The 14502-nt window shown below is 41.7% G+C and carries 18 protein-coding genes; 8 read left to right on the top strand and 10 right to left on the bottom strand.

The window, feature by feature from the left end; genetic code table 11:
* Position 1: 1 nt before the first annotated feature.
* The 3 genes from V7K97_RS16645 to V7K97_RS16635 form a co-directional block, all read right to left on the bottom strand.
* The gene (locus V7K97_RS16645; protein ID WP_334802137.1) at positions 2-1555 is read right to left on the bottom strand and encodes a YcjF family protein; all 1554 of its coding nucleotides are present in this window, start codon (positions 1553-1555) and stop codon (positions 2-4) included.
* A 350-nt stretch (positions 1556-1905) separates the two neighbouring features.
* Complete coding sequence (locus tag V7K97_RS16640) at positions 1906-2247, bottom strand: hypothetical protein (RefSeq protein WP_334802136.1); 342 nt, start codon at positions 2245-2247, stop codon at positions 1906-1908.
* The gene (locus V7K97_RS16635) at positions 2244-2945 is read right to left on the bottom strand and encodes a DUF433 domain-containing protein (RefSeq protein WP_334802135.1); all 702 of its coding nucleotides are present in this window, start codon (positions 2943-2945) and stop codon (positions 2244-2246) included. Before V7K97_RS16635 ends, V7K97_RS16640 begins: the two co-directional genes overlap by 4 nt.
* 442 nt (positions 2946-3387) lie before the next feature.
* Here V7K97_RS16635 and V7K97_RS16630 point away from each other — a divergent pair, with 442 nt between their 5' ends.
* Together V7K97_RS16630 and V7K97_RS16625 are read left to right on the top strand one after the other, a co-directional pair.
* Positions 3388-3870, top strand: a complete 483-nt coding sequence (locus V7K97_RS16630) for a hypothetical protein (RefSeq protein WP_334802134.1) — start codon at positions 3388-3390, stop codon at positions 3868-3870.
* A gap of 150 nt (positions 3871-4020) precedes the next feature.
* Positions 4021-4878: a lysophospholipid acyltransferase family protein gene (locus tag V7K97_RS16625; protein ID WP_334802133.1), complete on the top strand. Its 858-nt coding sequence runs from the start codon at positions 4021-4023 to the stop codon at positions 4876-4878.
* 96 nt (positions 4879-4974) lie between these two features.
* On the opposite strand, the gene V7K97_RS16620 is transcribed toward V7K97_RS16625, so the two are convergent.
* The 4 genes from V7K97_RS16620 to V7K97_RS16605 all read right to left on the bottom strand — a co-directional run bounded on the left by V7K97_RS16620 (position 4975) and on the right by V7K97_RS16605 (position 7169).
* On the bottom strand, positions 4975-5235 hold the full coding sequence (locus V7K97_RS16620; protein ID WP_334802132.1) for a MoaD/ThiS family protein: 261 nt from the start codon (positions 5233-5235) through the stop codon (positions 4975-4977).
* 129 nt (positions 5236-5364) lie between these two features.
* A complete protein-coding gene (gene gatC, locus V7K97_RS16615) occupies positions 5365-5655 on the bottom strand; it encodes an Asp-tRNA(Asn)/Glu-tRNA(Gln) amidotransferase subunit GatC (RefSeq protein ID WP_334802131.1) in 291 nt (96 codons plus the stop codon).
* Between the two features lie 103 nt (positions 5656-5758).
* On the bottom strand, positions 5759-6280 hold the full coding sequence (locus tag V7K97_RS16610; RefSeq protein ID WP_334802130.1) for a photosystem I assembly protein Ycf3: 522 nt from the start codon (positions 6278-6280) through the stop codon (positions 5759-5761).
* 118 nt (positions 6281-6398) lie between these two features.
* Positions 6399-7169, bottom strand: a complete 771-nt coding sequence (locus tag V7K97_RS16605) for an SOS response-associated peptidase (protein WP_334802129.1) — start codon at positions 7167-7169, stop codon at positions 6399-6401.
* A gap of 185 nt (positions 7170-7354) precedes the next feature.
* Between V7K97_RS16605 and V7K97_RS16600 the strand changes: the two genes are divergently transcribed.
* Positions 7355-7966: a glutathione S-transferase family protein gene (locus V7K97_RS16600; protein ID WP_334802128.1), complete on the top strand. Its 612-nt coding sequence runs from the start codon at positions 7355-7357 to the stop codon at positions 7964-7966.
* A 345-nt stretch (positions 7967-8311) separates the two neighbouring features.
* Here V7K97_RS16600 and V7K97_RS16595 read toward each other — a convergent pair whose 3' ends face one another.
* The 3 genes from V7K97_RS16595 to V7K97_RS16585 all read right to left on the bottom strand — a co-directional run bounded on the left by V7K97_RS16595 (position 8312) and on the right by V7K97_RS16585 (position 9700).
* The gene (locus V7K97_RS16595; RefSeq protein WP_334802127.1) at positions 8312-8539 is read right to left on the bottom strand and encodes a DUF167 domain-containing protein; all 228 of its coding nucleotides are present in this window, start codon (positions 8537-8539) and stop codon (positions 8312-8314) included.
* Positions 8517-8933: a ribosomal maturation YjgA family protein gene (locus tag V7K97_RS16590; protein ID WP_334802126.1), complete on the bottom strand. Its 417-nt coding sequence runs from the start codon at positions 8931-8933 to the stop codon at positions 8517-8519. The genes V7K97_RS16595 and V7K97_RS16590 overlap by 23 nt, the downstream gene beginning before the upstream one ends.
* A gap of 215 nt (positions 8934-9148) precedes the next feature.
* The gene (locus V7K97_RS16585) at positions 9149-9700 is read right to left on the bottom strand and encodes a DUF2231 domain-containing protein (protein ID WP_334802125.1); all 552 of its coding nucleotides are present in this window, start codon (positions 9698-9700) and stop codon (positions 9149-9151) included.
* Positions 9701-10017: 317 nt separating this feature from the next.
* Here V7K97_RS16585 and V7K97_RS16580 point away from each other — a divergent pair, with 317 nt between their 5' ends.
* The 5 genes from V7K97_RS16580 to V7K97_RS16560 all read left to right on the top strand — a co-directional run bounded on the left by V7K97_RS16580 (position 10018) and on the right by V7K97_RS16560 (position 14138).
* Entirely contained in the window at positions 10018-10584 is a 567-nt protein-coding gene (locus tag V7K97_RS16580) for an HD domain-containing protein (RefSeq protein WP_334802167.1), read from the top strand.
* Positions 10585-10868: 284 nt separating this feature from the next.
* Complete coding sequence (locus V7K97_RS16575) at positions 10869-11405, top strand: hypothetical protein (protein ID WP_334802124.1); 537 nt, start codon at positions 10869-10871, stop codon at positions 11403-11405.
* A 200-nt stretch (positions 11406-11605) separates the two neighbouring features.
* Positions 11606-12442: a CheR family methyltransferase gene (locus V7K97_RS16570; protein ID WP_334802123.1), complete on the top strand. Its 837-nt coding sequence runs from the start codon at positions 11606-11608 to the stop codon at positions 12440-12442.
* 677 nt (positions 12443-13119) lie between these two features.
* Complete coding sequence (locus V7K97_RS16565; RefSeq protein WP_334802122.1) at positions 13120-13326, top strand: hypothetical protein; 207 nt, start codon at positions 13120-13122, stop codon at positions 13324-13326.
* Between the two features lie 32 nt (positions 13327-13358).
* Entirely contained in the window at positions 13359-14138 is a 780-nt protein-coding gene (locus V7K97_RS16560; RefSeq protein ID WP_334802121.1) for a hypothetical protein, read from the top strand.
* Positions 14139-14502 lie beyond the last annotated feature (364 nt).

The following is a 14502-nucleotide window of genomic DNA, read 5'->3' as shown; positions in this document are numbered from 1 at the left end:
TTTATTTATTGACTTCTTCATCGTGTTCAACTACTTCAGATTTATCTTGTAATGGCTTGACTACCCGTGCGATCGCTTCCTGAATAAAAGCTTTAATAAATTCATCTCTGCGATTAATTTGAAACTGTCGCTGTACAACTTCCGTCATTCCCCCATCACCCCAATCTTGATCGTGACGAAAATATTCAATAAAACTTTTCCCAGCAATTCGCGTTAAATAAGCTGCTGTCACTCCTTGAATCGCTCTACCAATAATAAAGGTGGCAACATTGAGTTGCAATGCTGTAGATAATAATTGAATTGCTCCTTTGACAATGCCTAAACTAGCGATAGTTTTCGCTAAAGAAAGGGCTAACTCTCGTCCCCGTTCCATATTCAATTCACAGCCGTAGACTCGACCAATTTCTACAACCATTTGAGCATTAACAGCAGCTGTTGCCAATAAATCTACCACTGGTATCGGCGTGACTGATACTACACCAGCACCAATCCATTGAAACCGTTCCACGATCTTGTCAGCTTGACGGCGACGTTGGCCATCGATGAGTTTTCGCGCTTCGTCTCCCAATCGCAGAGATTGCAAAAGAATATTATCCGCCACCAAATCTTCACCTTCGGCGCGTAAAACCGCAGCCGTGCGCCGCAGCAAAGGCACAATATCGGGTTCCGGCTGGAAGGTTTCGCCAGTTTCTAGTTGTGCAGATTGGGGATTAGCTGCGATCGCTACCACATCATTAGTAGCAATAAATCCCCGTACTCGTTGACGCAATCTTGCGAGGATGGCTTCTTTATCTTCATCTGTATATAAATCAGTTTTGTTGAGAACTAGGAGCGATCGCTTCCCAATTTCTGCCAACCCCCGTAGTGGCTCATATTCTGAGCGTCGTAAATCATTATCCACCACAAACAAGAGTAAATCTGCTTCCGTCGCCAGTTCTCGCGCCATTTGTTCCCGTTCCGTTCCCGCCACCCCTGCTTCTAAAATTCCCGGTGTATCTGTAATTAAAATCTTGCGTTCTAATCCCTTCAACCGCAGACAATAGGTTTCTCCAACCTGGGTTGTACCCATTGGTGCATCCACCTGACCAACCATGCGTCCCATAATCGCATTAACTAGGGAAGTTTTGCCAGCACTCCCCGTACCAAATACTACTACTTGAATTTCACCCCGTGCTAAGTTCGCTTCAATCTCTCGTGATTTACTTAATAAAGCCTGACGTGCTACTTCATCTTGAATTTGCCCTACCTGTTGCCGCACAGCCTGTAGAGTTGTAGAAGCAGCATCAGATTTAGCAGCAGGAATTTGTGCCGCAGTTGCTCGTTTCGGGTTGCGACGCGATCGCTTTTCCCCAGATCGAATCACTAATACGTAATAAACGAAAGCTGCAACCAAGGCTCCAATGAGGACAATCAGCAGCAACAGCAGCAAATTGCCTAGCAACGGCGAATAGGACAATTGCCAGTAGAGCCGTGATAGGGAATCAATTAGCCATAGGGCTAGCCCCAAAATGACGATCAGACCAACAATCAGCGTTACTATGCGTGACAGAGGCATGGCTGGGAAAGATTAGTAAGTATTCAGTAGGCAGATGCTTCTAATCTTAATAGTTTCAGCATTTTTTACCAGAGTAGCAAGAAGGAGCTTTTGTTAAACCAACAACGCTCACTCCTTTTTTTGTGTCTTTAAAAAATTGCAACAATGTTAGGGCTTACAAAAAACTACACGCGCTCTGGGGCAATTCATGAATTGCCCCTACCATTGTTTACGTCAGTCCTGAATGTCAGAATGCAATTGTGTACATCCATAATCTATTAGGCAAAATTTTAATATGCATACTATTACGAAAAAGTCAACGAAAAAAGCCTGGGCTAGTGCGATCGCAGAACCGGCAAAAGAATTTCCCCTTACCCAACTGTCAATTCTTTCTGGCAAAATCTGATCGCTTTTAAAAAAATCTCTGCCATCTCTTCCCCTGTAAGGTTTTGAGAGGCAAACGTAAATAACTTGATTTGAGCGCTTGCAACAGCAATTCTTTCTAAACAGTTATTAATGATTGCGCTATCTTTGGTCAGAACAACCCAGTCTCTTTTGCCAACTTCTGGCAACCAAGCTACATCTTGAGCATTATCGTCAAAGTGGTCATGATGAACTTCAATAGTAAGTTCTGCACCCTTAAGTGTTGAAATAATGACTCTGGAACATAGGCATCGATCGATAAAAAAAGTGATGGACTGGGGTTGTCTCATGCAGCAACGAACTTCTCGCAACGAATAGCTTCTTCAACTGCGAGGCGATCGCAGTTGTAATCATGGGCAAGATAATCAATTGAGTCACCTGCTTGATAGCGTTCTGCTAACACGCGGGTAGCAATTCCTGTGCCAGCAATAACAAGGCGACCAAAAGCGATTCGGGAGTCCATGACAACGAATCGAGGGTTATCTTCCTCGTGAGAGCGAGTAAAGGGATAAAGTTTAATTGCAAGCCCAGTGTCATCGGGTTCAATTCGCTGAAGATGGGCATTCAAAGCGTCTTTCATTTCCGTTTGCCCACGTTTAGAGGCATTAACAAGAGAACCATATCGCTCGATGAAGAGATCAACACCATCAGTACGAAAGCGTTCACCTGCCAAGGGGTGGGATACTTGAAACTGCTGCTCAATGAAATCAAGGGCATCTCGCACCTTGCCTAGGTCAATTTCGTGATGTTTGCGAATTGCTCTTAATACGTGAACTTCAATTAGGTTGGTAAATGAGAGAAGTCGCGGTTTGAGGTGACGAATTGGGATAAGGGGTTTGAAGAAGTTGGAACCTTTTGTGATTGCATAGTGCCGCCCAACTGTCCAAGAGCGAATTGTGACTGCTGGAATGTGTAAGTAACGAGCGGCATCACTAATGGAGTAGGTCGGAATGTCTCTAGGGTCAATTCCTCCGTAAAGCTCGGTCATAAGCGTGCCTACCAGAGATGTCTATTTTTATTATCGCAAATACCAATATATATCGATATTAGCAAGGCTTAACTTATTGAAAAATTCTTCTTAATGAAGCGATGCTCTTGGCTCTCTCTAGTCTATTGGATAACTAGATGGGCTAAAAATAGCGAGCGTGACATGAGCCGTCACGCAACGCCTGAAAGTCTTTCTACAAAATGGTTACAAAAATCAAATAGCTCTTTAATCCGAACATAAATGATCGCCAAAAGTGAATAAGACCCCTTTGTTGCATCGACTTGCAAAAATTAACCTACCCGACATTAGGCAGTAACTCTAAAAGACTTGTGTGTACACGGTAGAGAGAGAGGTTTTCCATATTCCGTGAAAAGTCAGAATAATTGCTAAGTGTAAAAACGTAGTATCCTAGATATTGGTATCTAAAAATAAGTCCGAAATCATGAGGAAAAACCCCATAGCATTACTACTTAGCGGAGTGATTGTCAGTTTCGGACTGTCATCAAAGTTAGCTCAAGCACAACAACAGGTTTCTAATGCCCAAGTCGCGGCGATGGTAGAGGCATTGCGACGGGCTGCACCGCAGACAGGCATCGCAAATGATGGACTTTACAGCCAATGGCAAGTCAAACCAGAAACCTTAAAAGGCTGGTCGAAACATTGTCTCAAACGAGAAATCACACCGACGCAGTTTGAAAATAGCCCCGAGACGGCACGCCAAGTTGTGTCTTGTATCACGCGCCGTGAGTTAAACAAGCAGTTTATCGCCACCAATAATGATGAAACCGCCTCTGTGCGTGGCGTAGCTTGTTGGTGGATGACTGGCAGCTATACAGGCTGCAACAGTGGATTTACTGCTGCATATCTTCAAAAAGTTGTGGGTTTTTACAACCAGCAACGGTCAAAACCAGCAACCACTCCATAGATATCACCAAATTAATCGCCGCGATGTGACAATGATTATGCGATCGCCAACTTAAAATATTTAGATGAATCGGTTTTTGTGTATGGGGTAAACCAGGTTATATCTAAGAAAGGATTGTTTGAACTTTGCCGATCCTGTTAGAATGCATCGATGTCAAAAAAGCAACATTTCTTAAACAAAAAACCCGGTTGGTCTTTGGATGAGCGAGATCCAAAGTTCATAGAGTCTCTGATGCCCCTGTTTAGCTTTTTCTATCACTACTATTTCCGAGTTAAAACTAGCGGCTGGGATAATATTCCACCCCAAGAAAAAGTCCTATTTGTCGGTTCGCACAATGGGGGACTCGCGGCTCCCGATATGGGAATGGTGATGTACGACTGGTTTCGACGATTTGGTGTGGAGCAACCCGTTTATGGTTTGATGCATCCCAAGGCTTGGCAAGTTAGCCCACCACTAGCGCAACTGGCCGCCAAAGCTGGAGCAATCATCGCTCATCCAAAAATGGCTTACACTGCCTTGCACTCTGGAGCTAGTGTACTAGTTTATCCAGGTGGAGCCGAAGATGTCTTCCGACCGCATTATTTACGTAACAAAATCTACTTTGCGAGACGACGAGGATTTATCAAGTTAGCGTTACGGGAAAGTGTGCCCATTGTGCCTGTGATTTCCTGGGGCGCTCACGATACGCTGATTGTGATCGCTGACTGCTACAAAATTGTGCAGCAACTCCACGAGTGGGGAATGCCTTGGCTGTTGGGGATTGATCCAGAAGTTTTTCCGATTTATCTCGGACTACCTTGGGGATTAGCAATTGGTCCGTTGCCCAACATTCCATTACCTGTGTCTATGTACACGCGGGTTTGTCAGCCAATTGTATTTGAACGCTACGGCCCTGAAGCAGCCAGCGATCGCTACTATGTCAATGAATGTTATGAATTAGTTGTTAGTCAGATGCAGCAGGAGTTAGATGACTTAGTGAAGCTAACTGCTAATGCCAATTCTCTTTGAGTAGTGATGAGTTAGAAGTTTTGAATCTTTAACTCCTAACTCCTAACTCCTAACTCCTAACTCCTAACTCCTAACTCCTAACTCCTAACTATTTTGCTAGCCGCCGCTAACTGGTGGAATTAACACTACTTCATCGCCATCTTGTAGTAAAGTATCTGGTTCAACAAATATGAGATTAATCCCAAAACGGGTGACATCACGCCATTGGGAGAGTTCAGGGTGTTCAACTATGAGGCGATCGCATACTGCTTTAACTGGCATACTATTAGGAAATTCTAGCACCAGTTCCGAAACCCTAAAGGCTTCTTGATAAGCAGCGAACAGTTTCACGGTAACGGTGATTGCAGATTTAGACATACAACATACTTTGGCATTACCAGCAAGTGGTTTAATACTTGACCAGTAACCTTAATTCTTGGGATTGATTATACATTATTAACTACATGATTTCATATCATGTCCAAATAATTTAGTTAATGATTTTCACTATTCAGCATTGAGGATTTTTGGGACTTTGAAAAATTCGCCTTCCTGTTCAGGCGCATTGTCGAGAATGCTTTGTCGGTCAGGATAGGGTTGCAATTCATCTTCTCGTGTGATATTGCTAACATCAATTGCCCGTGTTGTTGGGGGCACATTACTGACATCAAGCTCATTTAGTTGTTCGATATAGTCCAGAATACTTCCCAACTGCGTAGTGAATTGTTCCTCTTCTTCTGGAGTTAATTCTAAACGAGCAAGATTAGCTACTCTGTGAACTTGTTCTTGGTCAATCATATTTTTTTACTTAGGAGTGAGAATTTAGGATCTTTAGGGGCAATTCATGAATTGCCCCTACCTGAAAGTGAGGGTTTCGGCTATTGTTTGCGTAAGTCCTGTTCTAGAAGAATACGTCAATTTGCGATCGCCCAGTGGTTTTCAGCCAGTTTTGGGCTTCGATGTAGTTATTGGGAGCCATGCGAATAGCTCGAATCCAATAATCTGCGGCTTGATCAAAAAGAGCTTCGCCAGCCTCGTTATCTCCAGCTTCTTTTTCCTTTTCGCCTTGGTAGTGGTAAATCACGGCGATGTTATTCAAGGCTTGGGGTAGGCGTGGGTTGAACTCAATTGCCTGGTGATACAGTTCTAAAGCCTTGTTGTGGTCGCCATTGCTGGCATAGATTAGCCCCATATTGTAGAAAATATAGCCGCGATCGTTAGTATCTTCCTCTAGTGTTAGAGCTTCTTCATAGTATTCCAATGCTTCAGCATATTCCCCTTCTGCTTGGGCTGACATCCCATCTCGATAATAAACAAATGCTTCTTTAGCTTTTTTGTTGGTTGGCAGGATCTTCAGAATGATATCCGCCATCACTGTAAAGGATTTGTCAACAAAATTATCGTTTTTTTGTGTTCTTGGCATATTTTTCTCTGGGTATTGCGTATTGAGATTCGGTATTGGGCATTGGGCATTGGGCAATAATCAATAGTTTTTCTTCCCCTGATCTTTCATCTCCCCAATCCCCTAGTTCACTCAATAGCTAATTTAACTGATTTACGGGGGCATTCTTCTCACTGAGGGGTATGATACATTGCGGACTATTATGCCGAGAGTTGTTTACCAAGGTGCTGACTGGATAGGCAATCATTGCTGACGCTGGATAGGGACGCAATAGCTGCTGTAGAGTTTGGGGCGTTTGCACTTGCGAATCTAGCCATAAATCGTAATCTTGTGGTTTTAAAATCACTGGCATCCGCTCGTGGATAGGTTGGAGTAATTCGTTAGCTGCCGTTGTCAAAATTGTACAAGAGATTATTTCTTCATTAGCAGGCGTTCCCGCTTCTCCTGTGGTATCCGCTACGCGTAGCTTGCTTCCCCGTGGGGGTAAGGGTTGCCGTAGGCATCGCCATCTCTCCCACAAACCTGCAAAGCCAAAGGGTTCCCCATCTTGAAGACGAAAATAAAATGGCTGCTTTTTACCTTGTTGCCGTTGCCACTCATAAAAACCATCAGCTAGCACTAAACAGCGTCGATGCTTAAAAGCCGAACGAAAAGCGGGTTTTTCGGCAACAGTTTCTGCCCTAGCGTTAATCAGCTTTGCCCCCATTGCCGCATCTTTTGCCCATGACGGAATTAACCCCCAATGCAACTGCTTCAATTCACGCTTTTCGCTTTCGGGATTTTGTAACACTGTAGCCACCATTTGCGTAGGTGCAATGTTATATTCTGCTGCTAAATCCGCAACTGGTTCAACATGAAAAACTTGAGCTAAACTTGCTGGCGACTGTTTTAGAGTAAATCTTCCACACATACTTTTATTTTCAACCAATTACTGAATTAAACAAATAAATAATACTTTTTTCATTTTCCCAGATGATTCTCTGTAGTGTTCCGAAGCTAAATATATAAAAAAATATCCGGTTTTGGGAAAATCTTTTGGTAACATATTGTATTTTGAAGCTTTACTTATCAACATATTCCTAACTGGATTTTAACATGGAACTACTGCGTCTGTACGATTTTTTACCTTCTGGCAATGGTTATAAGATACGTCTTTTATTGACACAACTAGGTATGCCTTTTGAGATGATAGAGCTTAACATCTTGAAAGGGGAGACTCGAACACCAGAATTTTTAAGTAAAAATCCCAACGGGAAGATACCTGTTCTGGAAATCGAGCCAGGGAAATACTTAGCAGAATCAAATGCCATATTGGTGTATCTGAGTGAAGGTACAGAGTTTTTACCTTATGACCGCTTTTTACGAGCGCAGGTGCTGCAATGGTTGTGTTTTGAACAATATAGCCATGAGCCTTTTATTGCTACATCAAGATTTTGGATTTCTATTTTAGGTAAAACTCAAGAATATAGTGAAGCTATTAAGCAAAAACGTGAACCAGGCTATACAGCACTTAACTTGATGGAGCAACATTTAACTTCTCACAATTTTTTTGTTGGAGAACATTACACAATTGCTGATATCGCCTTGTTCGCTTACACTCATGTAGCTGATGAAGGTGGGTTTGATTTGGCACAATTTCCTGCTATCCAAGCTTGGATAGAAAGAGTCAAAACTCAACCAAGGTATATCAGTATTACACAAGTCTAAGAATTAGATTTTGTGAGTTTCTGTCTGTAGTTTCTTGACTTTCATAGAGGATGTATTAAGTAGGATATATAGCAATCCGATTTGATTTATGAATCACTCGTAGAGGTAAGGGACTGGGGACACTTCGACAAGCTCAGTGCATCGCTGGGGACTGGGAAGAAGGAATAAAGATGTACTGAGTTTTGTTCAAAAATCAAATATGAGTCCTATAGCCTGACATTGAGGAGGTATATATAAACTAGTACGACACGGCGGAAATAAAGCAACCATTTTAAATAGCCAGAAAGCATACAAAATAAGCATTCTTTCTTTTTACTTTTGCCTTTTTACTTTTGCCTTCTTGTACTAGATATCTCTATCAATTTCTATCAGCTTTTGCCGAGAGGACAAACCTGACTTAATTCTGATATAAGATTTGGGTACATCAAATTTCTCTGCTAGTAGTTTAATTAACTCTTCATTAGCCTTACCATCAATTGGAGGCGATTTTAAATACACAGTCAGAACACCATCAGGTTGTTCTTCAATCTTTTGCTGTTTTGAATTAGGTTTAACTTTGACTTTTTTGTGCATAACCTATTCCGTATATTTGTCGTATCCACAACCAACCTAAAACACAACCCAATAGATAATGAGGAAAATCCCACCAAACAAAGGTAGTACCAAGTAGCAATTTGCCTATCAATGTGGCGCGAATTTCCTCTAATAGTGGCGGATGCCAAAGTTGTAAGAATTCTATTATACAGGTGATGACAAAAACCCATATAGGAATTTGGATTACCGCCGCCCGACTTCTGAAAAACCCAAATGCGAACAGACACCAAAATATTTCGTAAAGTACATCTGCTCCGTAGTCATTAAACCACTGATTGGCGAGTCCATTATAATACTTAAACAAAAAGCCCATCGGTACAACGATGAGCGCAGAAAGAATAATAAATATTGTTTGGTTACGGTTTCGGCGCATTTGCTGAAAGCTTAGAGACTAAGCAAAATTTTAGCCTCTGCATAGTAGTTTTTCAATAATTCGTAATATTCTTAACAAGAAAGAATTTAGGAGTCAGGAGCCAGAATTCAGAATTAAATTCTGTGCTACTTGTGGATAGTGCAGTTGTAGCGAGTTCGCGTACTCCTCGTCTTGATTCTGACTTCTGAATTCTTCTTCAATTACGAATTATTTGGTTATGGATATCTTCTGCTACCAGCACCCACTACACCAATTTTATGGCGATAGGAGAGTTCTGCACCGAACCAGCCGGAAATACTAACCAGCGTACCGACAATCAGCGAGAGTAAAAGTCCCCAAGGTACTATTCGGGATTCAGCGTCGCCCAAACGCAGGAGGAAATTAACCAGAGTTAAAACTAGTAGAGAAACGTTAAGTATTAAATGCGCCCAACCTGCGGTGCGCTTGCGAACTCGTTCAATTTTCAAAAAGTCGCTCAGTCCGATCGCTGCTGCAAGGAGTCCTCCAGCTAATCCGAGGCCGATTAACCATAGCGAAGCCCTAGCCCAAAAGAAATCATGAGTTAACCAGTAGCCGACATCACTTCCCAAGGCGGCGGCTAAAAAGGCTATGGGAAACATCACACTCAAGGGATGTAGGGGATGTCCTGCGATCGCAACTGTACTAGGTACACCACTATCACGATACTCACTATCGTTACTTTCAATAACTGGTGGAATATTTGGGAAAGGTGTTGAACTTGTTTGCGTTGTTTCTGTAGTTTCCATTATTAGTATCCTGAATTGATCAAGTGCCTAAAATTACACCCAACCACTTTTAAAACATCCTCTGAAGCCAATTTAATAAACTAACATCAAATTATTATCTATCTAGCGATGTAATTATAGATTTAAATTTTGTCTGTCTAAACTGTGTAGGCGTAGGCAATAAATTTTTTAAAGGCAACATCAACCCAGATACAACATCTTCACTACTCAATATTGCCAACCTAAAAATATTCTTAACATAACCGTATTGGAAGTGGTTTATTATAAAATTGAAACAAACCTTTGATTCGGTGATTTATCTTGACTACTTTTATACAATGCTTTCAGAACGCTTTACCGCAGCCCTGATCTACGCTACCCAATTGCACGCCAACCAAGTTCGTAAAGGTTCAGGTGTTCCCTATATTGCCCATTTATTAGGTGTCGCCAGTATTGCTTTAGAATACGGTGCAAATGAAGATGAAGCGATCGCAGCCCTCTTACATGATGCCATCGAAGACCAAGGTGGCGCAACCACACGGAAAGAAATCCGCCGCCGCTTTGGTGATAATGTAACAGCAATTGTAGATGGTTGTACGGACGCTGATACAATTCCCAAACCGCCTTGGCGACAGCGCAAAGAAGCATACATTGCTCATATTCCTACTGCTTCTTCATCAGTTTTGCTGGTGTCATCGGCAGATAAACTTTACAACGCCCAGTCTATTCTCAAAGATTATCGCGTTTTAGGCGAATCACTTTGGGAACGTTTTCAGGGGCGTAAAGAAGGTACTCTTTGGTATTATCGGGCGCTTGTGGATGCCTTCAAGCAGACTACAACCACTGTAATCATTGAGGAATTAGAACGGGTTGTTGTACAAATTGAGGTATTAGCATCTGAATGAAAAATTTTATTTACCCAGAAGTAGATAGGACTTACGCACGAGTTACGAAATAACGAACCGCAGAGGCACAGAGGGCACGGAGAAATCAGAGTTTGAGAGATATTTTGCGTAAGTCCTAGTAGATAAAAGATTCATAGTGAACTAGACAAATAGCCTCTTTACAGACAAGATATAGTCATATCTCTTACAAACAAATTTTGTCTTCTAGGTTCTCTCTCTAGATAAAAAATCTTTCTCTCGATAGATAGGTGTACTTACATTATTCTGACTGCTATGTTACCAATATGACGATAGTAAGACAAAACACCCTAAATACAACCGTAAATCCTTTAGTAAGTCCTCCAGAAAACCTGGCTGAAAAGTATAGGGAAGCAGAGCGGATGCGTGATGTTCTGCTTTTACTGCAAAACTTAATTAACAGTGAAGAAGCCACTGTGAAACTAATTCTGGATTGTCTTTATGATGTTGGTTCAGTCAATCTGATCAATCAAAAGCTTCCCTTGAAGCCCCTAAACAGGTTGATGAAATTAATTGCCAGAATGTCCAAACCAGTTTTTAGAACCTTAGCTTTTAATTGGTTTAAGAAAAACTGTCCCAAACTGATTACTGATTGGCTACAGACGAAAGTCTCTTTTGAAAATCCCCCAAATACACCAGAGCAAGTAGCGATCGAAGTTGTACAACTGGAACCATACAGTATACCACAGACACAAAGCCTGAGCCAGGAGATTAAAAATCTGCGATCGCAAGTTAGGTGGCTAGCTGCGATTTCAGTAATAGCGATCGCTATTTTAGGAGTAACAGCCACTCACTTAAACTAAAAACTATGAATTATGAATTATAAAAAGGAGTCAGAATTCAAAATAATCTACCCATAAAGGGATAGACTTTTAACTTTTCAAAAAATCATACTAGTTTCGCCCACAAGGGGCGAGGTTTTGAACCAATATTCATTACCCAGTCGTACAGAATTCATACTGAATTATGACTCCTGAGTTCTGAATTCTTCTTATGAATTAATATGTCTTTGCCAAAACCAACCTTGGAGGATATCGAAATACACCTGCTTTTAGAAGGGGTGTATCAGTACTACGGTTATGACTTTCGCAATTATGCTCCTTCCTCACTGAAGCGGCGCATTCAGAGCTTCATGGAATTAGAGGGGTTAGCAAATGTTTCGGCATTGCAAGAGCAGTTACTGCATAACCGTGCCTATTTGGAACGATTTTTGCTTGCTCTGACGGTGAATGTAACATCAATGTTTCGCGATCCTAGCTTTTATAACACCTTTAGAAATCAAGTTATTCCCTTCTTGCAAACCTATCCCTTTATTCGCATCTGGCACGCTGGATGCTCAACTGGGGAAGAAGTCTACTCAATGGCGATTTTACTACAAGAAGAAGGACTTTACCACCGTTGCCGCATATATGCCACTGATACCAATGAGAAGGTATTACAAAATGCTAAAAGTGGTATTTTCTCTTTGAAATTGATGCAAGAATATACTCAACTCTATCTGAAAGCGGGCGGAAAGAAGTCTTTTTCCGAATATTATACAGCAGCTTATGATAATGCTATATTTCGAGCATCCCTAAGAGAAAATATTGTCTTCGCCCAGCATAATTTAGCAACTGACGGTTCTTTTAATGAGTTTAATGTCATCCTTTGTCGTAATGTCCTAATCTATTTCAATCAGATACTTCAAAAGCGGGTACACGAACTGTTTTATAATAGCCTCTGCACCTTTGGTATCTTGGGTTTAGGAAGACAAGAATCTATTAGGTTCACCTCTTACGAGCAGTCCTATGAGGAGATAATCAAAGGTGAGAAAATATATAAGAAAATTGCGGGTGGCTGAAAAAAATACTCTGATCCCAAATCTATGTGATCCTGCATAGAATAATTATCTGCTAGGGGACTGACAAGAAATAAATTATCCAAAGAAACGAACCACAGAGAGAGGAGAAATAGAGAGGGTTTTGCCTCAGTTTTGGGATATTTTTTTATTTGTCAGTCCCTACTAGTATAGCAGTTATCGTTTACGTGAGGTACACCCGTAGGGGCAGGGCATTGCCCATTGGTGTCAACTTAAGCCTGGGCGAAGGTCATTAGCGGCTACACAAACGAAGTCCGCCTGCGCGGACTGACGAAAAATTAAGGATTTGAAACCTGCGGAGGCAGGTTTTGTTTGTGTAGACGCGGTTTCTAACCGCCCATTTCACGTTAAGTTGACACTCATGGGCATTGCCGTGCCCCTACTCGTGATGTAAGGTTGTACTGCATCTGAATGAGAACCGCTAAGTAGAGCGGCGTGAATAATTCAAGGTTTGTAGTGAGGACTTTAGTCCTCGTTTGAGGGCTGGAGCCGCTCACTACGAATTAGTCTCAAGATTTTTTACATTACTTAATGTACTTTGATTTATTCTCGCCGACTTACTTATATGCAGTTTCAAGTATTTTCTTGTGTGCATCTTCATAGACAATTGGATGAGTGGGGAAATGAATCATGAATTATGAATTATCAGACAATAACTAATGCCCAATACAACTCTTGGAGAGGCTGCGCCAACGGCAACTCTTGGAGACGCTACGCGTAGCAAGATCCCCGAAGGGGTACGCTCAGTACAAGTGCCCAATACCCCAAAAAATATTAGGAATGAAATTGTGCCCGTTGTCAAAAGACAGTCTGTCAAACATTTTTTATTGTGTTTAGAAGATAGATTTAGCGATGGCTTAAGGTAAATTACACATTAAAGTCTTAAAGGAAATTATCAATGCAACTTCTTGAATGTACTCCGGTTGCAGTCATTGCTGGAGAAAATGCGGTTCATGTTTCTCAACTACCTTCTATATGGCAAGACATTGCTAGAGGAACCACGAGTACCGGACTTTCCCATCCCCAGAGCTATGTTGAGATGGCGCAGTTGTTCCTATACAAATTAGAACATGGTGATGTTGACTTATTTAGCGATCGCCCCCAACTAGCTCACTTGATACCCTCATTCTCCCAGCTATTTGCACAACTGGCATGGGAAACCCTAGAGTTTTTTGGGCAAGATTTTCTCAAAAACAGCTATCCGAACTTTGCAGAAATTCTCCGTGATGTCGAGTCAAAAGGGACAGAGTATGCTAATGAAGTAAAAGTAGCTCGCATTGGCATAGATTTGTTTAACGAATTTGGTTATGAACTACCTGCCAGCTTTTATCATGTGCATTTAGCACCAATTTACCGCGATCATATTTTTGAAGAACGCGCCTTACGATTTGATCAGCGCGACATCGAACACAAACGCGCTTGGGATGCCATACTCCATGCAGGTAAGGTGTTTGCTATTCAAATGAAGGTACAAAGTATTGCCTCCAAATACGGCTTTACCTATCAACATGGCTGTGGTTGCAACTCTCACCTATCTTCCATTGATATATCTCGTGGAGCATTTGAATATGAATTGAGTCCCGAAAAGCGTCAGCGCTGGATTCGCAGTTTCATTTGGACTGCTTGGTATGAGTATGCGTTTTTTGCGATCGTACCGAATACGAGTTATTTGGTTTAAGGGACTGACAAGAAATAAATTATCCATTTTGTGGGGTGGGCAACATGAGCGCTCTAAATCTGGGACGGATGGGGACACCCATCCCACAAAAAATTTGGGATGTTTTTTTATTTGTCAGTCCCTAATACCTCGCCCCCCGAAGCCTTTTAACTAATTCGTAATTGGTAATTTTGGGGTTTCAACTGTAGGGTGGAATTTAAGAAGTAAAAAGTAAAAAGTAAAAAGATAATCCCCATAAATAAATTGAGGGGATTTAATAATGACACCTTATTTCTCTCTACGAGACGCAATCATGCGAACGCGCTGCGCCACGACGCTCGATGACTCGCTAACGCTACGCTATCGTTATAAATGTTTTTATTTC

This window comes from Nostoc sp. (assembly GCF_036917815.1).
Classification (GTDB): domain Bacteria; phylum Cyanobacteriota; class Cyanobacteriia; order Cyanobacteriales; family Nostocaceae; genus Nostoc.
This window is presented reverse-complemented; position numbering and strand designations above follow the sequence as displayed.